Origin of the sequence: Deinococcus gobiensis I-0 (genome assembly GCF_000252445.1) — a bacterium.
GTDB classification, from domain to species: domain Bacteria; phylum Deinococcota; class Deinococci; order Deinococcales; family Deinococcaceae; genus Deinococcus; species Deinococcus gobiensis.
Map to the genome: position 1 here is coordinate 330,357 of NC_017791.1, position 23,588 is coordinate 353,944.

General features: G+C 64.6%; 32 protein-coding genes. 26 read left to right on the forward strand and 6 right to left on the reverse strand.

Annotated elements, in window-relative coordinates; all coding sequences use genetic code 11:
• Window positions 1-28 precede the first annotated feature (28 nt).
• Window positions 29-571 (reverse strand): tetratricopeptide repeat protein, encoded by a 543-nt coding sequence (locus tag DGO_RS22250; protein ID WP_014686768.1) that lies wholly within the window; start codon window positions 569-571, stop codon window positions 29-31.
• An 89-nt stretch (window positions 572-660) separates the two neighbouring features.
• Here DGO_RS22250 and DGO_RS18615 point away from each other — a divergent pair, with 89 nt between their 5' ends.
• Genes DGO_RS18615 through DGO_RS18625 form a run of 3 tightly spaced genes read left to right on the forward strand, consistent with a single transcriptional unit; the run spans window position 661 to window position 3,601 of the window.
• Window positions 661-1,983: a DnaB-like helicase C-terminal domain-containing protein gene (locus tag DGO_RS18615; RefSeq protein WP_014686769.1), complete on the forward strand. Its 1,323-nt coding sequence runs from the start codon at window positions 661-663 to the stop codon at window positions 1,981-1,983.
• Complete coding sequence (locus DGO_RS24705; protein ID WP_014686770.1) at window positions 1,980-3,011, forward strand: toprim domain-containing protein; 1,032 nt, start codon at window positions 1,980-1,982, stop codon at window positions 3,009-3,011. The genes DGO_RS18615 and DGO_RS24705 overlap by 4 nt, the downstream gene beginning before the upstream one ends.
• 26 nt (window positions 3,012-3,037) lie before the next feature.
• Window positions 3,038-3,601, forward strand: coding sequence for a hypothetical protein (locus tag DGO_RS18625; protein WP_014686771.1), 564 nt, complete (start codon window positions 3,038-3,040; stop codon window positions 3,599-3,601).
• Between the two features lie 41 nt (window positions 3,602-3,642).
• Here DGO_RS18625 and DGO_RS18630 read toward each other — a convergent pair whose 3' ends face one another.
• The gene (locus DGO_RS18630; RefSeq protein ID WP_043804717.1) at window positions 3,643-3,903 is read right to left on the reverse strand and encodes a hypothetical protein; all 261 of its coding nucleotides are present in this window, start codon (window positions 3,901-3,903) and stop codon (window positions 3,643-3,645) included.
• Window positions 3,904-4,019: 116 nt separating this feature from the next.
• Between DGO_RS18630 and DGO_RS18635 the strand changes: the two genes are divergently transcribed.
• From DGO_RS18635 to DGO_RS18665, 7 genes are all read left to right on the forward strand, one after another.
• The gene (locus DGO_RS18635) at window positions 4,020-4,382 is read left to right on the forward strand and encodes a DUF1064 domain-containing protein (protein ID WP_050920978.1); all 363 of its coding nucleotides are present in this window, start codon (window positions 4,020-4,022) and stop codon (window positions 4,380-4,382) included.
• Window positions 4,379-4,888, forward strand: coding sequence for a hypothetical protein (locus DGO_RS18640; protein ID WP_043804719.1), 510 nt, complete (start codon window positions 4,379-4,381; stop codon window positions 4,886-4,888). The genes DGO_RS18635 and DGO_RS18640 overlap by 4 nt, the downstream gene beginning before the upstream one ends.
• Window positions 4,885-5,391, forward strand: a complete 507-nt coding sequence (locus DGO_RS18645) for a hypothetical protein (protein WP_014686776.1) — start codon at window positions 4,885-4,887, stop codon at window positions 5,389-5,391. Before DGO_RS18640 ends, DGO_RS18645 begins: the two co-directional genes overlap by 4 nt.
• Before the next feature lie 729 nt (window positions 5,392-6,120).
• Window positions 6,121-6,579, forward strand: a complete 459-nt coding sequence (locus tag DGO_RS18650; protein WP_014686780.1) for a hypothetical protein — start codon at window positions 6,121-6,123, stop codon at window positions 6,577-6,579.
• Window positions 6,576-6,881, forward strand: coding sequence for a hypothetical protein (locus DGO_RS18655; RefSeq protein ID WP_014686781.1), 306 nt, complete (start codon window positions 6,576-6,578; stop codon window positions 6,879-6,881). Before DGO_RS18650 ends, DGO_RS18655 begins: the two co-directional genes overlap by 4 nt.
• 674 nt (window positions 6,882-7,555) lie before the next feature.
• Window positions 7,556-8,104 (forward strand): GNAT family N-acetyltransferase, encoded by a 549-nt coding sequence (locus tag DGO_RS18660; RefSeq protein WP_014686782.1) that lies wholly within the window; start codon window positions 7,556-7,558, stop codon window positions 8,102-8,104.
• 113 nt (window positions 8,105-8,217) lie between these two features.
• A complete protein-coding gene (locus tag DGO_RS18665) occupies window positions 8,218-8,808 on the forward strand; it encodes a tyrosine-protein phosphatase (RefSeq protein ID WP_014686783.1) in 591 nt (196 codons plus the stop codon).
• 704 nt (window positions 8,809-9,512) lie between these two features.
• On the opposite strand, the gene DGO_RS18675 is transcribed toward DGO_RS18665, so the two are convergent.
• Together DGO_RS18675 and DGO_RS23100 are read right to left on the reverse strand one after the other, a co-directional pair.
• A complete protein-coding gene (locus tag DGO_RS18675; protein ID WP_014686785.1) occupies window positions 9,513-9,746 on the reverse strand; it encodes a hypothetical protein in 234 nt (77 codons plus the stop codon).
• 47 nt (window positions 9,747-9,793) lie between these two features.
• The gene (locus tag DGO_RS23100) at window positions 9,794-10,165 is read right to left on the reverse strand and encodes a hypothetical protein (RefSeq protein ID WP_085961160.1); all 372 of its coding nucleotides are present in this window, start codon (window positions 10,163-10,165) and stop codon (window positions 9,794-9,796) included.
• 109 nt (window positions 10,166-10,274) lie between these two features.
• On the opposite strand from DGO_RS23100, the gene DGO_RS24505 reads away from it, so the two are divergent.
• From DGO_RS24505 to DGO_RS18725, 10 genes are all read left to right on the forward strand, one after another.
• Window positions 10,275-10,427, forward strand: coding sequence for a hypothetical protein (locus tag DGO_RS24505; protein ID WP_014686786.1), 153 nt, complete (start codon window positions 10,275-10,277; stop codon window positions 10,425-10,427).
• 104 nt (window positions 10,428-10,531) lie between these two features.
• A complete protein-coding gene (locus tag DGO_RS18680) occupies window positions 10,532-10,870 on the forward strand; it encodes a hypothetical protein (RefSeq protein ID WP_145975511.1) in 339 nt (112 codons plus the stop codon).
• Between the two features lie 46 nt (window positions 10,871-10,916).
• Window positions 10,917-11,294 (forward strand): hypothetical protein, encoded by a 378-nt coding sequence (locus DGO_RS18685; RefSeq protein WP_014686788.1) that lies wholly within the window; start codon window positions 10,917-10,919, stop codon window positions 11,292-11,294.
• Between the two features lie 126 nt (window positions 11,295-11,420).
• The gene (locus tag DGO_RS18690; protein ID WP_145975512.1) at window positions 11,421-11,639 is read left to right on the forward strand and encodes a hypothetical protein; all 219 of its coding nucleotides are present in this window, start codon (window positions 11,421-11,423) and stop codon (window positions 11,637-11,639) included.
• A 31-nt stretch (window positions 11,640-11,670) separates the two neighbouring features.
• Complete coding sequence (locus DGO_RS18695) at window positions 11,671-11,949, forward strand: hypothetical protein (RefSeq protein ID WP_043804728.1); 279 nt, start codon at window positions 11,671-11,673, stop codon at window positions 11,947-11,949.
• 312 nt (window positions 11,950-12,261) lie between these two features.
• Window positions 12,262-12,726: a hypothetical protein gene (locus DGO_RS21395; RefSeq protein ID WP_169331055.1), complete on the forward strand. Its 465-nt coding sequence runs from the start codon at window positions 12,262-12,264 to the stop codon at window positions 12,724-12,726.
• Window positions 12,727-12,760: 34 nt separating this feature from the next.
• A complete protein-coding gene (locus tag DGO_RS18705) occupies window positions 12,761-14,263 on the forward strand; it encodes an AAA family ATPase (RefSeq protein ID WP_014686792.1) in 1,503 nt (500 codons plus the stop codon).
• Window positions 14,264-14,331: 68 nt separating this feature from the next.
• Entirely contained in the window at window positions 14,332-15,327 is a 996-nt protein-coding gene (locus DGO_RS22265; protein ID WP_083847421.1) for a type II toxin-antitoxin system prevent-host-death family antitoxin, read from the forward strand.
• A gap of 38 nt (window positions 15,328-15,365) precedes the next feature.
• Complete coding sequence (locus tag DGO_RS22270) at window positions 15,366-16,262, forward strand: ParB/RepB/Spo0J family partition protein (protein WP_169331056.1); 897 nt, start codon at window positions 15,366-15,368, stop codon at window positions 16,260-16,262.
• A gap of 231 nt (window positions 16,263-16,493) precedes the next feature.
• Window positions 16,494-17,855 carry a vWA domain-containing protein gene (locus DGO_RS18725; RefSeq protein WP_014686795.1) on the forward strand — a complete coding sequence of 454 codons (1,362 nt, stop codon included), beginning with the start codon at window positions 16,494-16,496 and terminating at the stop codon, window positions 17,853-17,855.
• A gap of 124 nt (window positions 17,856-17,979) precedes the next feature.
• Here the strand turns inward: DGO_RS18725 and DGO_RS23530 are convergent, their stop codons facing one another.
• Entirely contained in the window at window positions 17,980-18,342 is a 363-nt protein-coding gene (locus tag DGO_RS23530) for a hypothetical protein (RefSeq protein ID WP_145975514.1), read from the reverse strand.
• Between the two features lie 510 nt (window positions 18,343-18,852).
• On the opposite strand from DGO_RS23530, the gene DGO_RS18735 reads away from it, so the two are divergent.
• Together DGO_RS18735 and DGO_RS18740 are read left to right on the forward strand one after the other, a co-directional pair.
• Window positions 18,853-19,389: a hypothetical protein gene (locus DGO_RS18735; RefSeq protein ID WP_145975515.1), complete on the forward strand. Its 537-nt coding sequence runs from the start codon at window positions 18,853-18,855 to the stop codon at window positions 19,387-19,389.
• A gap of 40 nt (window positions 19,390-19,429) precedes the next feature.
• Window positions 19,430-19,891: a hypothetical protein gene (locus DGO_RS18740; protein WP_014686798.1), complete on the forward strand. Its 462-nt coding sequence runs from the start codon at window positions 19,430-19,432 to the stop codon at window positions 19,889-19,891.
• 79 nt (window positions 19,892-19,970) lie between these two features.
• On the opposite strand, the gene DGO_RS18745 is transcribed toward DGO_RS18740, so the two are convergent.
• Window positions 19,971-20,522 (reverse strand): hypothetical protein, encoded by a 552-nt coding sequence (locus DGO_RS18745; protein WP_050920980.1) that lies wholly within the window; start codon window positions 20,520-20,522, stop codon window positions 19,971-19,973.
• Window positions 20,523-20,646: 124 nt separating this feature from the next.
• Here DGO_RS18745 and DGO_RS18750 point away from each other — a divergent pair, with 124 nt between their 5' ends.
• From DGO_RS18750 to DGO_RS23535, 4 genes are all read left to right on the forward strand, one after another.
• Window positions 20,647-21,348 carry a hypothetical protein gene (locus DGO_RS18750; protein ID WP_014686800.1) on the forward strand — a complete coding sequence of 234 codons (702 nt, stop codon included), beginning with the start codon at window positions 20,647-20,649 and terminating at the stop codon, window positions 21,346-21,348.
• Between the two features lie 79 nt (window positions 21,349-21,427).
• Window positions 21,428-22,555, forward strand: a complete 1,128-nt coding sequence (locus DGO_RS18755; RefSeq protein ID WP_014686801.1) for a primase/helicase family protein — start codon at window positions 21,428-21,430, stop codon at window positions 22,553-22,555.
• A gap of 36 nt (window positions 22,556-22,591) precedes the next feature.
• On the forward strand, window positions 22,592-23,023 hold the full coding sequence (locus tag DGO_RS18760; protein WP_169331057.1) for a hypothetical protein: 432 nt from the start codon (window positions 22,592-22,594) through the stop codon (window positions 23,021-23,023).
• 248 nt (window positions 23,024-23,271) lie between these two features.
• A complete protein-coding gene (locus tag DGO_RS23535) occupies window positions 23,272-23,487 on the forward strand; it encodes a hypothetical protein (RefSeq protein ID WP_145975517.1) in 216 nt (71 codons plus the stop codon).
• The last annotated feature ends 101 nt before the right edge of the window (window positions 23,488-23,588 follow it).

Sequence of the window (23,588 nt, forward strand, 5' to 3'; positions counted from 1 at the left end):
CTTGAGAAAAGGCAGTTTTGGCACTCTCCTAGCGATGTTGTGCTTGTTCTATTTCTCCTATCTGCTTAAAATAATCCCCAAGCGCCCGATAGGCGCAGCCCACGGCTACCTGATCATCCGTATACTCGGCTTGTTCTAAAGAACAATTCAACCACTGATACGCTAGCTCAAGCTCGTTTAGGTGAAGAGCAATGAAACCTTGCTCGTAGGCATTGACAGCTACTGGGAGTGGGAGGTTGCCCAACTGCTCAATGAGCTCTGCCTCCTTCGTGAAAGTAATCTTCGCTTGGAGCCAATTTCCGGCCATACGTTCGACCATCCCCACTTGGTGCAAGGCACGGTGCTGTTCACCTACTGCCTCCCGCTTCTTTGCATCATCGTGCAGATACAAAAAGATGGCTCGCGCCTCCTCAAATTGCTGGGTAAATGCTAGAACATAGCCCAGTCCAAATTGAGCCTGTCGAATCACTGACTCGTCTTGATCATTCTTAATAATACTTTGAAATAAGTGCTCAGCTGTTGGGTAATTATCCTGCGTAAACGCCAACCAAGCTTCCTCAATGCTGTTCATCCCCCATCCTATTCTGGCTCTAGGCCAATGTCGCCGGAATTTCCGGATGACCTGTACAACCCGGACGCTCCGCTGCCCCCGGAGCTCCAGTGAGCGCGCCCCTGACCCACCAGGTCCTCGCGGCCATCGTCGGCAACGCCGCCGCCTGGGACGACGCGATGTGCACCACGGCCGGCCTGCTGATGGACGAACTCCGCCCCCACCACTGGGGCGACGAGGGCGCGCGCCGCATTGCCGAGACCGTACAGGGCCACCTGCGCGCCGGCCGGGGCTTCGGGTACAACTCGCTGGCCGTCGAACTGCCCGACACTGCGCGCACCCTGCAGGCCATCCGGGCGACCGAACCCCTGGAGAACCTCCGCCTGGGCCTGCGGGAACTCGCGGAGCAGGGCCGCAAGCAGGACGTCCGAACCGCCCTCCGGAAGGCCGATACGGACCTGAACACCCTGCCGGCCCTCACGGTGGCCTCGGGCCTCGCCGAGGCGGTAAGCACGGCCACGTCGAGCAGCGCCGGGTACCGCCACGTGAGCCAGATCGGGAGCGTGGTCGAGCACCTGCGTGCCATGCAGGACCGCCCGGACAGCGTGATCGACCTCGGCCCCGAGCTGGCCCCCCACCTGCGCTGGGGTGGCCTGCCCGTCTCGGACACCGATGGGGAAACCCTGATCATCTGCGGGGCGCAGGGGCACGCGAAGACGGCCCTGGGCATCGCCCTGGCCTTGCGCTCGGCCCGGCAGGGCCACCTGACGCACTACGACGTCCTGGCCGACGCCTCGGCCTACCAGATCCGCGAGCGCATGGTGCACACCATCGCCGGGCTGTCCCTGCGCAGTGGCCTGCTCCTGAACGCCTCGGTGCCGCCGCGGGGCAGCTGGCCGCGCGAAACGGTGGAGCAGCGCCTGAGCTGGGCGGACGCGGTGCTCAACGGCATGCCCCTGGAGATCGACGACTCCAGCCCGGACATGAACCAGCACGAATTGCGTACCCGCCTTGCCCTCAAAGCCGCTCGGGGCGTCCGGCTCTCGGTCATGGAGAACCTGGACCACATGACCTGGGACGCCCGTGAGGAGCGCCTCGAGCGCCGGTACCAGCTGGGCCGCCTGACGCAGATCGTGCGGCAGTCCGATCGGCGCACCGGGCACCACACCATCCTGCTGGCCCAGGCCAACCGCAGCGCGGTCGAGGACGGCGACGGCATTCCCCGCCGCCATCAGGCTGCCGACAGTGACCAGCCCAGCCGCCACGCGACCTTCTTCCTGGGGCTGTTCAACCCGAACGTGGAGAAGGGCGGGGAGGCCACGCTGGAGATCAAGGGCCGCATCGACAAGAACCGTTCGGGGACGACCGGGCCGGTGAACTTCCCGGCCGCCCTGATCAATCCGAACCTGAGCACACCGGGGGTGCCCTCATGAGCCTGCTGGACTTCTACCGTGACGAACTCAAGAGCCGCCCCATCATGCCTGCCCTGCTTGCCCAGGCGAACATCGACGTGCCGCACAGCCGCCTGATCCGGGTGCCGGACCACGTGTACCCGGACACGAGGCCCAGCGTGTACGTGTACCCGGAGCACCTGACCGATTTCGGGGACGCCAATGAGAATTACGACCTGCTGCGGGTGGCTCGGGAGTGGTTGGGACTGACCCTGGAGCAGGCGGTGAGCCTGATCGCGGAGCTGGCGGGCGTGCGGCCTCCTGCGCCGTTTCAGGGTGAAATCAAGCGGGTGGCCTTCGCGCCCCTGCCTGCCCCCACCCGGACGGACCCGAATGCGCACGCGGTCTTCGCCGCCCGGTGCGCCGAGGCCCTCCAGCACCCGGCTACCCAGGCTGCGGAGGCGGCGGCGCGCTACCTCGACGAGCGGGGCATCCTGGCGGCCGCCTGGCACTACGGGGCTGGGGTGGTGAACAGCACGGTCCTGGCCCGTCGGCCCCACCGGATCTGGGAGGGCATGGTCACGCTGCCCACGTGGCACCAGGGCGCGCTGCTGGCCCTCAAGGGGCGCAACCTGCTCGGGAAGGGTGAGGGACGGGAGATGCGCAACCTCGCGGGCACAGGCACGGCGCCCTATGGCTTGCGGGAACTGCGGGACAGTCACGCTGTCCTGGCGGTCGAGGGCGAGACGGACACCCTGAGCATCTGGCAGGCCTTCGAAGGCGAGGTGTCGGTCGTGGGGATTCCAGGCGCGACGCACTGGAAGAAGCTGCAACATCCGGCGCTGGCTGGGCGCTACCTGTACCTGTGCCTGGACACGGATGAGGCGGGGCAGCGGGCAGTCAGTGAGGCGCAGCGCTGGGCGGCGGATGAGGGGCGGCCCCTGACGGTGGTTCCGGGGATTGGGGACAAGAACGACCTGTTGCTGAAGATGGGCGCAGCGGCGCTGCGGGCGGCCGTGCGGGATGCGACGGCGGCGGCGGTGCGGCGTGGTGGGCGGGTGTTGCGTTGACAGGGACTCGATTGGAGGTGGGTGCGGTGACGCTGGAGCAGGACATGGCGGCCTGGGGGAAGGCGTACCGCGCGGTGGCGGTGGCGCTGAACGACCGGGCGAGGGAGGCCCATGGCCTGTTCCTTCGCTGGACGGCGGCGGGGCGCACGGGAGACTTCAGCGGAGAACTGGCGCGGCACGCAGGTTTGTCGCGCACGACGGCCTGGCGGGCGTGGCGTGCCGGTCATGCCCTGGCCCTGGGGGCCATGGCGAGCGCGGACCAGGGCGACCTGGTAGACGCGGCGCGGGCGCTGGACTCCGGGGCGACCTCAGCCGAGGTGAATGCGGCCATTGAGGCGGGGGCGGTGCGGGATCTGGCGCAAAGCCTCGACGTGGGGCATGTGGGGCGGCGGATGTCGAGTGAGGCGGCGGCATTGCGGTCGCAGGTGCAGGCGCGGCTGGGGGCGTTGGGGTTGGAGCACTTGCCGCCAGCGGAGCGGGATGAGTTGGTGTGGCGGGCGTTTCTGTCGGTTTCAGATGAAACGCTGGCAGGGATCGTGGCGGCGTACCGGCAGGCGACGGAGAACGTTGTGGTGGAGGGGCAGGGATGAGGAACAGATCAGCGGCGCAAATCACCGGAAGTCAGGCCTTTCTACCCGACCGTGGACGGTGCCCAGACGATGAACGACCTGATGGCCAGGATGGTCGCGGTGAGGCACAGCAGTGCCCAGAATGCGAAGCTGCCACGCTGACCTTTTGCCCAGGCGCGCCACGCGATCGGGACATTCGAGACGGCGATGCCCAGCATCAGGAAGGCCGGCGAGTGGTCTTGACTCAGACTCCAGAACACGCCGACGAGCATCAGTCCGACGCCAATGAGACTGAGGGCCTGCGCCCAGCGTGGTTCGGTCATAGAGCGATTGTCACACGCCATGCTCCGGCCGTTTCCGAAAGTGTGCTGCCCGAGCTCTCCAGCGACACACCTGAGCGGTCGGGTAGCGACACCTTTGAGGGATTGGAGGGCGCCCAGTGACCCTCTTCCACCGGGGCCGGAAGGCCACGCACAAGTTCGGGGCGGTGCGCAGCGAGCGCGACGGCATCACGTTCGACAGCAAGGCCGAGGCCGATTACTACGACCTGCTCAAGCTCTCCGCCCAGGCGGGTGACCTGGTGGGCCTCATGAGGCAGCCGGTGTTCTATCTGCCCGGGGGCACCCGGTACGTGGCCGATTTCCTGTGCTTCTGGGCGGACGGCCGGGTCGATACCCGGGACGTGAAGGGCGTTGAAACCTCGGAATTTAAGGTGAAGTGGCGCGAGGTGCAGGCGGCCTATCCCTTCATGACCTTCGTCATGGTCAAGCGCAGCGGCAAAGGCTGGAAGGAAGAAGCGTGATCGACGAGAAGACCCCCGGAGTTGCCAAGGTGCCCAAGCGGCGCTCCCCGGTGAAGACGGCTGTGCCCTGGACATGCTGGGTGTGTGGCGATACGCATACCCGCACGGGCGAGCCCCTGACCAGCGCTGGTCAACTCATCCGGAGCCATCTGCACGTCCACCTGTCAGAGGGGCTGGTCCGCCACGCCACGCCAGAAGAGCGCACCGCAAGCAAAGTCTTTTTCGTCCTCACGCCCGCAGGTAAGGCGTTCGCCACACGCCGTCGACTGGACCCTACGACTCCTCGCCCCCCCGCGCTCCCCCAGTCAGGCACCCGGGCACGCCAGGTCTATGACGTGATCGCCGAGTTCCCAGGCGTCCGGCTGCTGGCCGTAGAGGTCGCCGACGAGTGCGGGCTGCCCCTTCAGCTGGCAAGTGCCTTTGCGCATCACCTGGCGCGACGCGGTGTGGTGAAGATCGAGACGGGCGGCCGGGGACGGCAGGCCGAGTTCTGGGTGGAGACGTGAGCGCTGCACTTCCTCTCCCTCCTGTCCCTGAGATCCAGCTCAAGGTCGCCATCCGGCGTGCGGCGCAGGAGCAGTACGGCCGCCACGTCAAGAACCGGCTGGCGCTGGCCATCCTGGCAGACAACCGGACCCCGCTGGGGGAGGGCCAGTTGACGTTCACGCACAGCACGCGGGGGCGCGATCAGGCGCCGAGCAAGAAGGCCGGAGGGGACATCTTCTACACGAAGGTAGAACCTGTGCAGCTGCTCTACGGCGAGCGGACGATCCTGACCTCGCCTCTATCCCTGAAGGTCCTGGTGAAGCCGGAAGCGGAAGGGAGTAGACTCACCCTGGCGACCCTACGGACGTGGCCGACGCCGAAGACGCCGGAGGTGCTGTACCGGTACCGCCAGGACCTTCAGTCGCTCGAGCGCAAGCCCGGGCTGAGTGGTGACCTCGTCCACCTGTTCGAGGAGTTGCTGAAGCCCCACCGAGTGGAGCTGCTCCGGGCCATGAACCTCTAACACCACCTTCCCCAAAGAGACAGGGAGCGGCCAGGGACGGGCCTTTCCTTTGGGGGAGCCACGGAACTGATAGAGAAACCTCAGGTCGAAAGCCGGATGGAGGCCTCCCCTGAGGGCCAGGAAGCGACCGTTCGGGCGCGATCAAATCTCTCCTCTATGACGGAGAAAATGACCTCTGGGTAGCCGCTCAGGGGTCGCCAACGGTCGCGTCTTTTCGGGTTCCAGGACCCCTCCCTCGGAGGGGTCTGAATCGGTCGTTTCCCGAAGCAGGCCTGTGACGCTCACGTCTGTCCAGGGGCGAGGAAGCGGAAAGCATGCGGATCAGGGAATCTGCCTTCCTGGAGGGGTTGGACGGGTCAGGGTGGGGTGCAAAATCGTCCTGATCTTTCCGCTGTTTTTGACCTTGAAGACGGCCTTCGGTGGGGTGGCCAGGGCCATTCCAGAGGGGTCATCGTGGCGCAGAACTGACACCTAAAAAAAGAGAGGAGAAGGGGGTGTTTTCGGATTTTCGGACAGGTCCAGGGATACATGAGGAAGTGGAACTATCAGGTCTGATTGCTGGCGCTCAGACGCCCAAATGGCGGCACGGAGGGGAGGCAGAACCGACAGAACCGACACCCTAAAAAAGGAAGGAGGCACGTGCATCCAGCCCTCACGGGTGACCTGACATCGCGGCGCGTGCGGCGCTGCTCAGGTCGGCGTAGCCCTGATTGTGGGAGGCTTCCTCATATGATCAACGAACAGGGAGGACCAGGAAGCATCATGGCTGAAACCACCACCTCCAACCTCGAGCTTCTGGACAGTCGGCTGGACCAGCTTTTTACATTCATCCACCGCATGACGTTCAACCCGGAGCGTCTTACGCTGGAGCTTGTCCTGTCCCATTACAGCAGCGACCTTCAAGCCCGGGTCTCTCTGGGAGGCCTCGGTTTCTTCCAATGGGACGTTATGGACGCACGAGAAGCCCAGGACCTCCCCCTGGATATTCTGCGGTTCATGGTGAGGGGGGGCGAGCAGCGTTTGCACCTGGTCACGACTGGCTACGAGCTGAACGTCTCTTTCACGCAGCTCCGTTTTGAACCCTCGCAGGTCCAGGACGGTGAAGCGTGGCCGCCCCTGTGGGCTGACCTTCGACAGGCTATCGACCAGTACTTAAGGGTTACGCCTGGGCAGAGTACCGAAAAGTGATTTTCTCTCGCGAAAGTCAGCCCTGGACTGCCGCACTGGAGGCCTGCCGTACCCTTCAAGCCGAGGGGGCCAGCGTCGATGATGTGCTTTATCTCCTCCGGCATGCAGGCTTCTGGAAGGTGGAAAGCATCAAAGCACTCCGGGAGCTTCGGGAGATGACCTTCCTCGAGGCAAAAACGCTCGTGCATCTGAGTTCCGTCTGGGAAGATCAGTACATCCCAGATGAACAGCTACACGATGAAATAGCGCGCGCAATAGAGACCCTTGAGCACGAAGACAAGTACGGCGAAGAGGGGACTTGAGACCAAAACGGACTACGGCTCTGGTGGTTGGCCGCGCTGAGGGCGACGACGTGGGTGAGTCTCCACCCTTCGCCGGCCGCGACACGGGTGAGCAGGTGCGCCGCCTGACCTGAGCTGAGTGGGTCGCCGTGGTAGAGGGTGCGGGGCATGGGGTGACCTCGGGGTGTGACAGGCCGTCCCGCTGCCCGAGATCGGGCAGGGGTGGGCAGGTGTGTACCGGCGAAGAAAGGAGGGGCAGAGCGCGCCCCCCTTCGAGGTCAGGCGGCGGCCAGCTCGTGGGCGTGGGGGAGCAAGTTGACCACGAAGGCCCAGACCGCGCGCCCCGGCTTCGGTTAGCACGGTCATGCTGAATACCTCGTGGCCCAAGGCCTACACACCGTAGGCCGTAGTGCCTCTGGGAGGCCCATAGTGGCCCAGCAGGAGGGGGAGGGGATCTCCATTACCCTGCCCAGAGTTCTGAGGCAGACCAGCGGCCCGCACAGCGCCGTCCTGCCGAGGCGGCTCAGGTCGAGGTGAAATCGCACGGCTCCACTAAAGGCGCCCGCTGGATCTGCGAAGAGTCTCACTTTAACGGACCCTCTTGGGGGCAGGGCAAGGAAGTTGCGCCCGCCTTCACCGCCTCTTGAACCCAGGTTGCCGGGAAACGGGCACTGGTGCCATGTCACACTTCTTCCATGAGCTTCGCGGCCATTTTTACCCCTCGACTCGTCCTGCGGCCCCTGCGTGACGAGGACGCAGCCCTCCTGGCGGCCTACCGGAGTGATCCCGACGTGGCTCGTTTCCAGGCCTGGCACGCCCCTTACAGCGAAGCACAGGCCCATGACCTCATCCGGTCCATGCAGGGGCGGGCCATCGGCGAGGATGGCTGGACCCAGATTGCGGTCACGGCGCGCGAGGGGGACGGGCTGATCGGCGACCTCGCTTTGCGCGCATTCGCGCCGCGACACGCGGAGCTTGGGTTTACCTTTGCGCGCTCGGCGCAGGGCCAGGGCTTTGCACGAGAGGCCATATCTGGACTCCTCGACCTCGCTTTTGGGGTCCTGGCCCTGCACCGGGTGGTAGCCAACACAGATCCGCGCGCTGGGAACATTGCGCGGGTGCTGCGCTGGCTGGGCTTTCGTCACGAGGGCCAGGCCATAGAGGCGTACTTCGACAGTGAGGCCTGGCTTGATGAGGATCAGTACGCGCTGCTGGCCCGCGAGTGGCAGGGCCAGCAGCCGTAGGGACCCTGCCCCACCTCCCCCACCCCACTACGGTGACCGCCGCGTGGTCCTGGCAGCCCACCAGTGGAAATGGCCGATGCTCCGAATGTCCTGCTCAGGTACTGTGAAGCTTCATGGGTCTGGACTACACCGCGGGGTGCGTGAACTTCCGGGATGTGGGGGAGTGGCTCGCCCTCATCGCCGGCCGGCCCATCCTGCAGCAGCACCGTCTTTTGCGGGGGGGTAAGCTCGATCATGTCCGATGTGCGGCGATGATCGACCATCCAGGATCCGTCCTGAATCTCCGTAGGGGGCCGGACCAAGTTGCCTGGCTCTTTGGAGCGCGGCCCCTGCATCTGCCCGCCAACGATGGACTGGAGAACTACGACACAGGGCACCCGAAGGTGCGCCGCTGGCTTTGCCGGGTCGTCCAGGCGGCGGCTGATCCGCAGACCCCCCTGCCGCTTCTGGTGCACTGCACGTCGGGCAAGGACCGGACGGGTGTGGCCATCGCTGCCATCCTGTTCAATCTGGGCGTGGACCCTGCACTGATCACCGAGGAGTATCTGCTCAGTGATGGGGAGGTCCAGCGGGACTGGATCGCGCAGGCCCTGGAGGGCTTCACGAAGACGGACAGGTATTTCACGGGCGTGGATCTCCTAACCCTTCGTCGCCGGTTCTGCGCGCCGACCAGCGACGAAGAGCTGCACAGATCTCCTTTCTGAACACCCCTTCCTCAACAGCCACAGTGTGCTCCAAGCCATGCCCAGAAACCTGACACCGGTAAGCCTGTGGCCATCTATCCCCAGCAGCCGGTTCATGCTGGGGAGCGGGACGCGACCGGGGTTCGAGTTGTGGGCGTATAGCGGGGCGTGGGAGGCGGGGCCGATCCCTCCGGAGAAGCTGCCCTTGAGCGTACGGGAGCGGGCGCGGCAGCAGGAGGACCAGGCGCAGCAGCAGGCCTTGAAGAGGGGCGCGAAGAGGGGTGCCCTGGTACACTGGCCGTTGTCCTAGCTTCTCCTGTCTTCGCAGGCTGCAGCCGTCCAAAGGGGCGACTGTTCTGCTCCCTGGTCTGCAAGCAGATCACGCGCCTTCCCCTCTCTACCCCTAACTGGACCTTGCCTTGTCGGACTGGGGGCGCTGCTGCCGGCTGCTGCGGCGACCGTCCCAGCCCTGCCGAGTGGGCCGATCCCGCCGGGGCCGGGCGTGGTGAGCGAGGCGGCGACGCAGGCCACGCCCCAGGTCGCGCGGTTCTTACGGCTGCGGCCTGCCAGCGAGGCAGACCTGACGCATCTGACGGAGGAGTAGACTGCGCCCTGAGGCCTGGACTTGGATCCGCCGCTCGATACCAGCCCTTCCCGAATCTAATCAAGAGTGCCCCACCCTGCCCAGGCACAAAGCCGAGGTGGGGTGGCGCTCTTTCGTCGTTTCAGCAGATCGCGCAACCGCCCGGCGGCCCTGGTTCCGGCCGCGCCTCGACCACCCACAGGGTCGGGTACTTCTCGGCCACGAACGCGCCCGTGCTCTGCCGCTCCCACAGCAGCACCTGGCCGACCACCTCGACCACCGCCGAGCGCGCCGTGTGCAGGCTCTCGAAGGGGCCGAGGGTGCGCGTCACCTCACCGCTGGGGATGTGCGTGGCCGTGGCGTAGACCTGAGGCATTGCATAAGGATAGGGGCCAGAGTTCGCCTCTGACGCTGCCGACTTAACTATTTGACGAGTACCTTGCCCCAGCTTTTACCGTTGATCACGATCTCGAAAGGCTCAATACGTCCAGGCGTACCGACGTCCGTATACGTCAGGACCTTGTCTACAACGGCCGCATCACAGGGTCCGGCCCAACCCTTACGGAAAGTGCCACTCAGGCTCAGTCGTGAGGGGGTACGTTCTATCAGGGTTACTTGCTGATCTTTTTCGCCGCAGTTCCAGATCTGGACATGAACATTGACGGTGAGTGGTTCTGTCGCGCTGGCTGTGGCAGGGAAGTCCACACGTTGAATGTGGAGTGGCTCCGGGGTGCTGATGAGGCCACAGCCACTGAGCGCCAAAGAGGCGACAGAGAGAAGAGCGAGCTTTTTCACCCGGTCAACGTATCGCAGTCGTATAGGGCGTCTACGCAAAAGCGAGCGGAACCGGAGTTCCCCCCGGCCCCGCTGCTCGCCTGCGCTCAGGCCACGCTACCTTAACGCCGTGCAGCACCTCTCCCTCCCCGCCCTCGCCCTGCTGGTCGGCAACCTGTACCAGCGCGCCGGCCAGGGGCTGCCGCCGGGGGAGGACCACCGGGCGCTGGCCGACTACCTGGGCTGTCACCCCAACGTGCAGGCCGCCGTCTGGGACCTCTGAGCCACCGAACTACTCCTGACCGGCCAGGACCTGGGCGAGCCAGGTGGGTGGTACGACTTCGACTTCTACGAGGCCGTGTCGGTGGAGTAGCGTGAGGGATGCCCATGAGTCAACAGGAAGCGGAAGCCCTGGCGCAGAAGTTGTTGGCCGAGCATCCTCAGGCGGCCTACTCCACCTTTTGGGATCAGGGTGACCTGTATCTCAAGGCAGAACGGGGGGAGCCAGGTGGGGTCACGTTGGCAGTCATCGGGATCACCAGCATCGCCATCAGTGACTACGGAACCGCCGCCATTCAGTTCACCGTGGACAGGATGAGGGAAGCCGCTTTGTATCAGGCCCATGTCGCAGATCATGAAGTCATTGCCCTTAGGGTCTTGATTAAGAGCGACGCTATCCCCAAGCCTGAAGAGTGGAAGCGGCCGGATGTCCACACGATCATCTGAGCTTGCGGCCTGATCTGCCAACCTTCGATTCGCCCTACCCAGGGCCATGCCTCCGCAGCACCTGACCCTGATCCCCGTCGCGCCTGCTGGTGCCGAGTTGACCTTCTCGCTGTACGGGTACACCTCCCGCGTGGTGGGGAAGGTGAACGGTGAGCAAGTCTTCCGGTTCGACCTCAGCCCGACCTACGCCGCGCCCTTCGACCAAGTCGTCCACGCGGCCGTGCGGGGGGAGGATGCCTCGATGATGGCCCCTATGTGGCATGCAGGGGTGAGCAGTGCGGGCGGGGTGCTGACGGTGCATGCCCAGCAGACGGGCCAGCCGACGGCGCGGGCGGACTGGACGCTCGGGCCGGAGGTGACGGCTGAGTTGGATCCGGAGCGTGCTGAATGGTTCATCACGAGATTCTCAACCCTACGAGGGTAGTGGTCTTCTCTCCCCTATCCATGTGCCCTCCTCTCATGTCGTTATGTTCCCTTGGAAACAGCACCTGAACTGATGCCTCGCCGACAGGAAGACTTCTCGGCGCTCCCTCCGACATTGCTGCCCCAGGTGCGCCGCATCTACCCCACCGCGGTTCGGGTGATCATCCACCCCCAGCTGGTGCACGATCCGGTCTGGCAGCTCCAACACACCTCCGCAACATGCGCAGCGTTCGACGAGCAGGGGCGGACCCTGCTGCCGATCAGGCCGGAGGAGATGTCCGGCTTGTGCGAGCTGGTGCAGCGGCATTGCGGCGATGGCCTACAGGTGCTCGATATCGTCGCTTGACGTTTGGCCCCTGCGGGGGCCTTCTGTGCGTATGCCTGAGCAGCTCAAGCCCCATCACCAGCCCCTGGACGCCTTCCTCCTCGATGTGCTCCGCCGGCATTTGCCGCCCGGGAGCAACCTGCTGCACGCGAATCACCTCCGTAAAACCGTGGGCGACCAGATGACCTACCAGGTGAGGGCGGACATCCGCCTCCCAACCGGTAAGGAACAGACCGGCCTGCTGGCCGCCACGACAACGGGGATCCCAGAGAGCGCGGACCTGCGCGTCAGTTGGACGCCGCCGATCTGGTCACGACAGGCAGAGGGCTGAGGACGTCCCCCCGTCTCGGGAGGGGTCGGGTCCAGAGGGTCTCCCCTTCCTGTATCCCCCTTCCATACCGGCTGAAGGTGCGTGATCTGCGTATCTCAAGGACGATGTTGCTCTTCAGTGCTGGCCCCCGAGACCCGGGGGCCAACGTTGGGGATGCGCTATCTCGTTTCCACAGCCAGCGATATTGATGCGTTCCAAGCGCACCCAAAGATCGGCGTCATGACTCAGCCGCGCACGGGTCTGGGACGCGGCATCCGGAGCGGCCGGCCCTGGGGATGCGACTGTGATGTCTTCGGCCCGTACGGAGTCGAATTGGGTCGGTACCTGGATCTGCTTGAGCGGCTCGAACCCTATACGGCCACCAGCTTGTTCGTCACCCTCCCAGACGTGCCTGGGGATGGTGCAGCGACCCTGGACTCCTGGGAAGATCACCTCTATATCTTCATCGGGCGTGGTTTCCCGTTGGCCTATGTCTTGCAGGACGGTTGCGAGGCCTGGCCCTTCCCTGAAGGGTGCAGCGCCGTGTTCCTGGGCGGGACAGACCCCTGGCGTGAGGTCCATGCCGCTCCCCTGCTCGCACGCGCGGCACGCCAGGGCCTCTACGTGCACGTCGGGCGAGTGAATTCCGCCCGGCGCTGCCGTGCGCTGGCCCCCCTGGGGGCGGACAGCGTCGATGGGACGTGGCTCGCGTGGCGCGCTGAAGGCCTGGAGAAGTCGCTGGGCACCATCGGGCATTGGCTGGACGGCGCGCAGCCGCTCCTCAAGCTGGCCGGGTGAAGCTCTGGCCCCCGGTGGGGGCCATGTGCCGGGCATGATTAACACTGATCGCGTCTTCAAGATGTCCTGCGACCTGTTTCCCAGCCTGGGAACGAAAGGGGGGGTCAGCATGCCGTCCAGCTGCCGCAGCCAGCTCGACCCGAATGGAATGGCCATGCGCCGGGTCCCCTGGGGCGCGCTGGCCGCAGCGTGCCAGGTGCTCCTCGGGCACGTTCAGGCAAACCTGGAAGGACAGACCCTCACCCTGGAATGCCAGAACAAGCAGGGCGCGAAGCAGCTCATTCGTGTCCAACAGGGGCAGACCGACTTCTCCTGGGTGAACGCGGGGACGACCGTTCGGCCGTATCTGCTGATCCTCGGCGAGGCCTTGGTCTTCGGTCAGCACCCGGAGCTGCAAGAGCGCTGGCAAGGCCTGCTGGAAGCGATGAAGGAGACCCGCCTGCCGCTCGCCAGGATGCAGCTGAGCACCCTGAGTGCCCAGGAGCCGGTCAAAGAGGCCATGTGCAAGGTCCTCGACACGCTCTACACCGTCGGGAAGCTCGAGGGGCAACACCGCGTAGAGAGCGAAGCGGTCCTGCCAGCGCCGACACGTTATGAGCACACGCCACTGCTGCTGGGGGGGACGATCAAGCGGGCCGCCGCCGATCCTCTCTCCCCCGAAAGCGTGCTCGCTCGACGGGTCGGTCGAGGCGTTCGGGCGCTCCTCTGTGGGCCGACCGGGTGCGGGAAGACTGAACTGGGTAAACGGGTCGCCCTGCACACAGGAGCGCGGCTGGTCAGCGTCAAGGGGCGGCCAGGCCTGGAAGACCGGGACATGATCGGTTTCATCTCCCCCACCGTGCAGGGACCCCAGTGGATGGATGGGCCGCTCGCGCGGGCATGGCGGCTGGCACAGGGAGGCGAGCGGGTGGTGCTGCTGGTGGACGAGCTGCTGCGCCTGGATGCCTATCACCGCAACGTGCTGATCGGGGGGCTGGACGACGTGAGCGCGGAGGAATTGGGCGCGCTGACGGGACAGGCGCACGCGGCGGGGCGGTACTACACGTTGGAGCTGCCCGGCGCCGGTGAGGTGCTGTACGCCTCGACGAGCCTGCTCTCGGTGATCTGCACGACGAACGTGGGGGCGAGCTACACGCAGAGCGGGGAGCTTGATCCGGCCTTGCTGCGCCGGTTCCAGCGGACGTTGTTTCTGGAGTATCCGGAGGCGGCGGACATTCTGCCGGTGTATCGGCAGGCCTGCGCGCCGGCAGCGGAGGTGGCGTACAGCCTGGAGGTCGTCACGCGCTCGAGCACGACCGCAGATGGGCAGCTGCTGGAGCGGCCGATGAACATCGGGGTCACGCTGAACTACCTCGCGGAAGTGCAGGACCTGCTGGATGTGGGGATACCCCTCCGGGAAGCACTGGAGGCCGCGCTGTTGGTCACGGTGGTGCCGTTCTGCTGCGCCGTGAACCAGGCGGGGATGCCAGACGACGCGAGTATCAACATGCTCAAGGTCAAACTCCAGGCAGAATGTCAGCAGAGGAAAGTCGCTTAAGGTCTCCACCATGCTTTATCTTGTACAAGAGTCTTGCGAAGATCTTGTACAAGATATAGGCTTTTGAGGTGCCAGACCGTGAGTTGCGTGTTTCAGAGGTTCGCAACCAGTTAAAAGACATCCTTGAACTGGTCGAGGCCGGTCAGCGCGTCGTGATCAAGCGGTACAACGGTCCGACAGCTGCCTTGGTCCCCCTTGCCGATTACCTCAAGCTCGGTCGCTTGGATGCCGCGCCGAAAAACTCATTCCCTCAGGAGAACAGCATGCAGAGAATCGTGATCTCAAATATCAGCGGCGGTGAAGCCAAAACAACCCTGGCGCGCGAACTGGCCTTCATTCTTCATGAAAGAGGTTACCGCGTCGCCCTGATTGACAGCGATCCACAGGCTAGTCTGACCAAGAGCCTGGGTCTTCACGACGACGAAGCGAGTCCAGGCTTTCTTCCCGAACACACTATTTTATCCATCTTTGAGGTTGAACAGCATCCCCGTTTGGGGGTTCCCCTGAATGTTCAGGGTGTTGATCTCTGGGCGAGCAATGACGCCCTTTACCGAGCCGATAGCATTATCGCCAGTGACCTCTCGCGTCAGGGCAATCTGCGCGAAGCTGTTGACGAGATATCTGCCGACTACGATTTTTTGATTATCGATACGAAGCCGGGCATTACTCCTCTTCTGAATGCCGCTGTCGCCGCTGCTGATCATATCTTGGTGCCTGTTTCCGGAGATAAGGGTATGGAGAACCTGGATAAACTCTCCCGCCTCACGCGCGCCGCGCGCGGATTTTCTCCGCAGATTCAGGTCACGCTCTTCATTCCGAATCGTCATCGTGCCCAGACTGTCCTGGGTCGCGCCGTCCTCGAAGACCTCACGTCGTACCAAGAGATCGCTCCTATTTCCAGGCCTGTTCGGGATAGCGTCGTTGTCGGTGAAGCGGCGCGTATGCGTCAACCGCTCGTCCGTTACAGTCCGCGTGCGGAGGTCACCTCCGACCTGCGACAGGTGGCGGATGATCTCCTGACCGTCTTGGGAATGATGAAACCTGATCAGGTCGAAGCACGATGAGTCGCCTCACTCGGCCTAAGAGTGCCCAGCCCTCGGCATTGAAGCTTCAGACACTGCTGGACCCTCAAGCCGCTGCTCTGCAAACCGTCCTCCTTGAGCGTGTTCACCTCGTAGCAGGATTTAACCCGCGTTTTCAGGGTTTAACCTCCGAGGAACAAGCTGCCTTACTGACGCCAGAAGCCCTTGGGGGTCTGGTAGCCAGTATGCAGGAAGTTATTCCTGAGACTGGTGTACCTAGGGGTGTCATTCAACCTCTTCTTGTCCGTCCTCTGGATGCTCAGACGTATGGTGTGATTGCAGGAGAACGGCGTTACCGTGCGGCACAGCTCGCTGGCTTGACTCATGTTCCTGTTGTTATTCGGGCTGTGACTGAACGTGAGGCACTGGCCTTGGCGATCATCGAGAATGCTCAGCGGCAGGACACCGATCAGATTACACAGGCTTTGGCTGGCTTCCGCTTGATGTCTACAGTGAGCGGCCTTTCCGAAGATGATCTGGTCAAGCATCTGGGTGCCCTACGCCGCGGCCAGGCGGAGGATACGTATCAGCTGGAAACACTGCTTCAAAGGACTTATGGCACTGGAGTCAGTACCTGGAGTCAACAACGCGCCAAGGTACTGGCGCTGTTGCCTGAAGAACGACGTGCAGTACAGCGAGGTAAATTGAGTGCCAAAAGTGCTTTCGCTCTCCTTAAACTCAAAGACCGACCCGAGGAACGCGAGAACCTGCTTCAAGAGATGCTTCAACAGGAGACCTCCCCGAGCGCAGAGGAAGTCCACAAAGAAGTGTCGCGGCGACTGGCTGAAGAGCGTGTACTCGCCCCCAGCCCTCAGATTCGTCTCAAGGCCCTTCTTCCAAAACTCAAGCGTCTTGACCCACAACGATCCGAAGAAGTTGATGCGCTTCTCCAACGCCTGGAACGTCTCTTGTCCTGAAAGACAACCGTTGTCTTTCAGGCGACTGCCGGTCCGATAATTTCAGAGACAACGATTGTCTTTCAGTCTTGGCCCCCTCTCCGGGGGCCAGACTCGTTCATGATCCCCTCCCTGCACTGGTGGCAAGCGCCTCACATTCAGGATTGGAGCCGCCAGGCTTGGCGTTATTACTCCTGGCGACCCACGTACTCCCTTACCCTGACGACCAGCGAACCCACTGCGTACGTCAACATGAAGGCCAAGCAGGTCGTCTGTAATCCTGAGTACCCCTACCCCCCACTCCAGTACCGCCAGGGGGTCCGGGCCCTTCCGAAAGACATCCGCGCCTTCCATGTCGCCTACCTCGAAAGTCTCATTGCGCACGAGGCCGGCCACACGCATCACAGTGGGGATCTCCCTGCCGGCCTTCTCGGGCAGGTCGTAAACATCATCGAGGACGAGCGCATGGAGCGCCTCATGGCGCAGACGTTCCCCCAGCTCCAGGCCCTCTTCCACCTCGCGGCCGATGCTGACGCCGCCCATGCCCTCGCCGGTGGTGGACGTGGCGGCGATCTCATCCGGGGCTGCCTCCTCCACCGCTTCACCTGGCACCACCCCACCTGGGCTTACGTCCCCGATCGGGCCGATGCCCCCCACTGGCCCCAGGTACGCACCATCCTCGAAGACGCCTGGATAGCCCCAGACTTCGCGGACGTCATCACCGCCGCGCGCGACATCCTGAAGATCCTCAGTCTCCCTGCGGATGCGCCCCGCCGTGATGACCTGGCCCCCCTCCTCGACGGCACCGGGCAACAGGTCCTCTCCCCCGATGAACGCGCGGAGGAAGACGCCCGAAGTGCAGGCGCAGGCAAGGGCGACGGTGGGCGCCGACCCACGCGGCCCACCCCCGAGCAGCTCCCCACTGCCACGACCCTGGAGCTCAAGGCGCAACTCACCGGCCTCAGCCGGCAACTCGCCGGACTCCTCCAGGCCAAGGGTAAACCCAGCCACCTCCAGCAGAGCCGTGACCGAGGCCGTTACCGTGCCGACCGTACCGTCACTGGCAGTGAACGTTGCTTCGACCAACGCATCGGTGCCGAGAAGCCCACCGAAACCCATGTGCGCCTCGCCGTGGACATCAGCGGCAGCATGCAGGGCCGTGATATGGACGCCGCACGGGAACTGACCTTCGCCCTGACCTATGCGGCCCAGCTCGCGGGCGTCCCGCTCATCGCCGTGGCCTTCGACGACGACGTCGTGCCCCTCGTGACTCCAGAGCAGCCCGGCGGCGACACCGCCCTGAACACGGTCGCCCGACTGCACGCCCGCGGCGGCACCGTGCTCGCTCCTGCGCTCGAAGCCCTCTGGCGGCCCATCCTCCCTGGAAAAAGTCTCACCTTCGTGATCACGGACGGGGGCCTGGGCAGCGACGACTATCAGGACTGTCAACGTCTGCGGGCCAAGCACCAGGGCATGATCGTTCCCGTGCTCCTCGGCGACGCGCCCCGGACGCAGGCTCAGTACGAAGCGGCCTTCGGGCGGTGTGTAGCCCTGCGGGATGGGACACAGCTGATGACGTACTTCCCCAGTTTTCTCCGAGCCTTCCTGAAGTGAGTGCTGGCCCCCACGCGGGGGCCACGCGGTGGTCATGTCACCCTGGTCGACCCTGCTCCGCCTGATCTCACAGACGGAGGCTCACCCCCTCGCCCCCGCACTGGCCGCGCAGCTCCGCACGCCCTCAACGGAAGTGCAGCTGCTCGTGCAGGAGGCTTGGGCAGTCGCCCGACTGGCGCCTGATCCGCTCGCAAGGCGGTACGTCTTCGTTGAGGCCGTCCACCAACTCCTCGCGCCATTCCCCGCTTCCGGCCCGGCGACGCATCTCGGTCATGGTCAAGCCCTGGCCCACTACGCCGCCCGCCTGACGCACGCGCCATCCTGCCTGCAGGGGCCCATCCGGGACATCACCACCCTCCGGCAGGCGATCAGCGTCACCCGTCACCTCCAACGCGATGGCGTCCTCGCATGTCTGGAGCGGGCCTGCTTCGACCTCGGCCGCACCTTCCGGGGACAACCCACCATTCGGCGACTGGAGCATCACCACGTCACCATGTTCGAACTTGCCTACGACCGGAATGACACGGTCCCTGCTCTGCCCATCGACACGACGCAACCCGGGTGGACGCAGTGGGCGGCGCTGCTCTAGAGGTCTGGCCCCTTGTCTGGGGCCATGACTGGGTATGACTGCTCCCGCATCCTGGTATCCCCGTTTCCAAGGCTTCTTCCTCGCGCAGGTCCAGGAGACTGCGCCAGGTGAGGTGACCTGCACCCTCACGCGCTACGGTCAGCCGGTCGGCCAGGCGCGGTGGTCGCCGACGTCTCCCCCGAGATCGAACCGGAAACCCTGAAGTGGGAAGTCCTGTTCTGGGTGGCACTCCGGTTGCGGTCAGAGGATGGAGATGGCCGACTGCTGTTCGAGGAACTGCTAGCCTGCTGGCACGCGGAACAAGAGACGGCGGACCACCAGGTTGTCCGGACGCGGACGTCCGCGCCGGGGGAGCATCCCAGGAGTATCCACCTCCCCCTGACCCTCAGCCGTGAGGCGCTGGGCCAGATGGCTGACGCACCCGAGTACGCTCCAGGCCTGGCGCAGGTCTATGTGCCCCACATCGGCTGGCAGCTTCTCCCCCATCACCCGCACTCCCAGTTCCAGGGCTTCGAGTTGCTCGCGCTGAACTTCTCCGAGACGACGGATCGCCTGGATGATTTCGAGGCCGTGCTCGCGCGGGACGGGCAGTATGCCGGCACCATCACCCACGATCTGGAGCGACAGGTCTTGCAGTTCCAGTTGTGCACGGCGGATCAGGAAGCCTTCCTGGCACTCGCCGCGCAGCTCGACTTCCCCGAGGACCCGATCAAGGGCCTGTTCTACGCCATGGCCGAGTGCCTGTACTACGACACGCTGGTCCTCACAGCCCAGTACGTCCGGACGCTCACTGAGAAAGCACTGCCGCCTCACGTCGAGCAGCTGCCGCTCGCCTGGACACCACAGGACCTCGCGCGGTACGCCCAGCGACCGGACGTGCGCCCGGGCCTGGGGGAATACTACGTTCGCCACCGAGGCTGGCATCCCCTCCCGCCCGTGGCGTGAGGGCACAGGTCTGGCCCCAGGTCTGGGGCCATCCGCACGTATGCCCCTCGAGATTCATCCCCGGTTTGAAGGCTTTTTCGTGCGTGAGATCAGGAACGGCAAGGAGGGCGATTACACGTGTGTGCTGACCCGTCATGGTCGGCGGGTGGGGCACATCCGAACCGAACCCGGCCATGCCATCTATAGGTCGCTCCCCAAGCAGGACGAGCTCGCGCTGCTGGAGCTGGCGCAGCGCCTCGATGATCAGGACCACGATGCCAGTGGCCTGATGCTGGCCCTGCTCGAAGCGGCGGAACTCGACCCCATCGCCACGCGACAGCTCATCGTTCGCACGGCACCCGATCCCCAGTATCCCTTTGAGTTTTGGCGTCAGCACCACTTCCCGTTGACGCTGACGCTGGAGGACCTGGTCGGGCTCGCCCGCCATCCCCACTTCACTCCACCGTTGACCGACTACTACGTCCAACATCAGTGCTGGCACGCCATTGCGACAAAGCCCTAGGGTCTATGCGACTGAATTTGTGTTAGGGCCAGAGGCGTATCACTAGTCGAGGCGTCGAGCTTGAACATAAACGGAAAGCTCATGACAGCCGTTGAGGGAACTTGTGCATGTCTATGGGCAGCGCTGCCGAGCCAAACCGGTTTTCTCCGTACAGCACGTACCTCTGAGCAGCGACCACCTCATACCCAACGGCCAGGTGGGCACGCTCCACCCGTGGCCAGGTGGGCCACGCGAAATCTCGCAGATTGATGGTCGCCACGAATGCCGTTTCAACCCAATCATGCATCGGGAGCTGCCTGCGACGTGCAGCGTCCAGTGCCGCTGGATCCCCGACGGTGGTCAAGATGGCCTCGGCACAGTGTTGGAGCGTGCGTGCGTCCTGCTGCAGGTGTGTCGCTGCTGTCTCGTCAAGCGGGGGTGGACAAGCCGGACTGTTCATCTGCTCCAACAAGGCATCATTCGCTTTCAGGGCCGGAGCGATTGCCTTTGCGACCAAAGCCGACGCCGCCATAGCATTGCCTACCTGACCCAACAGCGCTAGGGCCTGTTCGATCTCGTCACGTGTGGCCTGAAGTGCCAGCATCAGCTCTTCGCGTTGTTCAGAACGCAATGGGAGCGGTATGAACGTCATGATGAAAGAATAAGCGTGTCCTACGGCCCACCCTTCTTGCACTACAGGATGCCTGCCTCTGATTCAGTCGCACAGACCCTAGAGGCCCTCAGGTCTGGCCCCGGATGCGGGGCCATATCCGCATATGACGATGCCTCACCATCCGCAGTTTCAAGGCTTCTTCCTCACCGACGTGTCCATGCATCCGGAGACGGGCGCTTTCCATTGCGTCCCGACCCGGTATGGGCAGCCCATCGGCACCGCCCAGGCCACCCGCGCCAAGGGGCCGGTAGAACTGCACCTTTCGGAAGCGGACGCTCAGGCCTTCCTGGATCTTGAAGAGGATCTCTTTCTGGATCACGCCAAGGGCGCCACCCTCGTAAATGCGCTCCTCATGTACGCGGCCTTCGACCAACTCAGTCAGGAGCGTCAGATGTTCCAGGCCAGGACCCTCCTGCCCGATGATGTCGCCGAACAGTTCCAGTTTCCCCTCGGCATCCCTCTCCAGGCCATCGCCGTACTGGCGGATGACCCCAAGTACGCCCCCGGACTCGTGCAGCGCTATGTCCGGCACCAGGGCTGGCAGCCCCTGACGCCCCGCGAGGACACGCCCTTCCAGGGCTTCACCCTGAGCCACCCGGTCACGGACCCTGCGGACGAGTTCCAGTGCGTCCTCCATCTGGATGGGCAGGCCCTCGGGTACCTCCTGATGCACCCTTCCGAGGAGCGCCTTCAGATCAACTGTGCGCCGGTGCATGTGCAGGCCTTCCTTCAACTTGCTCAGACCCTCGACCCGGCAGATCACGACGGCAGTCGCCTCGTCGAGCGGATGATCCAAGCACAATAGATTCTCTGGCCCCCGTGTGGGGCCACGTTCGCGTTCTCAGGTCTGGCCCACGGGACTCCCCGTGGGCCAGGTCGTGCGTATGAGTCTCACCAGAGCCATCGATACGTGCAACCTGCCTGGGTTGATCGCCCAGCTCTACGGGCATGAGGCCGTCCGAGGCCTGGGCGCCAAGGGTGGCACGATCTGTGATCCCCGACCGGGCATGCGCGAGACCCATCCCAGCTTCAGTGTCTGGATCAACAGCGCGGGCACGTGGATGTGGAAGAAGCGCGGGCGGAACAGCGGAGTGGGCACGGCCTTCACCTTCCTGACGAGCTGCGGACGCGATGGCGCCGAGGCCCGCAAGCTTCTCCTAGACTTCACGGGCACCGCGAGCACCTGGGACGAGGGCAGCGGTCGCCCGAAGCACACCGTGACCTTCACCCACCGCGATACCCTCGCGGAAGCCCGGGAGAAAGCGGCCGAAGTGCGCCCCATGACCCAGCGCCAGTTCAGCGATCTGAAGAACCGCCTCGAGCCGCTGTGTGCCGAGGACGCGGCCGCGCAGGAACTCGCTCGCCGGGGCCTGTGGCCCGCGGTGGGCTTGCAGGCCTTCAAATGCGAAGGCGATCTGGTCTTCCTGGTCCGGGGCCCGGATGGGCGGCCGTATAACGTCAAGCGCCGGCGCACGGACGCCGTGAAGAGCAAGTACCAGGTTATGGTGCCGGGGCTGAGCACGCCCGCCTGGTGCAACCCCAAGTACGGCCAGGCGAAGCGGGTGCTGCTGGTCGAGGGCGAGCTGAACGCGGCGGCCGCGTGGCGGGTCATCCAGCAGTCGGGTCTGGACCTGGATGTGCAGGGCCTCGCGGGGACCGACACTTGGCCCTTTCTCGCAGGCCTGGACTGTGAGGTGCTGATCTACGCGGATGCCGACCAGAGTGGGGACGGCATGCGCGCGCGGATGCAGGACCTGGCGTTCGCGTCCGGCGCGCCCCGGGTGCAGCAGCTGCCTGCACTGCCTGCTGGTCAGGACTTCTGTGACGTCCTCGGGCAGCAGGGCGTGGCGGCCCTGGAGGGGGTGCTCCATGCGCAGCATGAGCGGCCGGCGGAAGAGGAGACCCTCACGCTCTGGCCTGCCCAGTTCGAAGCTCAGCAGGCGGCCCGGATGAGCGTTCTGCTCGGCCAGCCTGAAGACCATAGTGCGTGGCCTTTAGTCCGCCCCCGCTGAGTTGACACCGCTGGGGGCGTGATGCTCTTTGAAGGTATGTACGTCGTTCACACCAGCACGGAAGGGCCCTTCGCGGCCACCCTCACCCAGGCCCTGGGGGACACCGCGGTGCGCCGGTTGCGTCCAGCCTACTTCGATATCGGTGAGCGGGTCTGGCTCACGCCGGCGACCGCTGCGCAGCTGAAGAACCTCGACATCCTCCGGACGCTCGACGACATCGACGTGGTGGTGCGTCACCGGGTGCAGTGGTGGCGGGGGGAGTGGACGACGCAGACGAAGATCATGTTCCGGGGCCAGGTGCGGTGTGGCGGCCTGGGGGACCGGCGAGCGGTCCGGGGGGAGGGGGTCTCCTACGAGGAAGCAATGGCGTTCGCAGAGGCGCAGCTACACCTCGACCCGGCACCCGAGGAGCTGTCCACCGTGCCCTTCCTGCTCAAAGAGTTCCTCCTGCCTCGGGCGCGTCTCTGATGGCCTGGCCGGGGCATGGGGGAGGGGCGGTCCGCGATCCTTCGCTGATCTACCTCATCTCTGTGGGGGGTCAGGGGGTCGCCTGCACCGACGATCATAGACTCGCGGAGCGGGCGACGGCCCAGCTGCAGCAGTGCCACCCGGAACAGGTGGTGCGGTGGCGGTACGCCCCCATAGTCGATGCTCACCGGCATCAGGCGGCCCGGCTGTACACAGCAGCGGATCTACGGGTTTGTGACCTCTGGGTCGTGACCATCGACCGCCAGACGGGCAAGATGACGCAGGAGCGGCGAGGGCAGACCCTCTGGGGTCTGGTGAGGGAGCAGGGGTACTGCGACGAGGTCGTCGCCTGGGGACGGGCGGCGCACAAGACGCTCGCCGAGACCCTGGCGCGGCGCGCCGTCTGGCGGGACATCCCGGCGACACCGGAAGCGACGTTCAGTCTGGACGAGCTGCTGCACTGATCTGCGCGTGAAGCGGTGGCCCCCTCTGGGGGCTTTTTTCTCGTTTCACCCCGGGGGTGGCCTTCACCCCACGGTGGAGGGCGGCCGGACCCGCCCCGTCA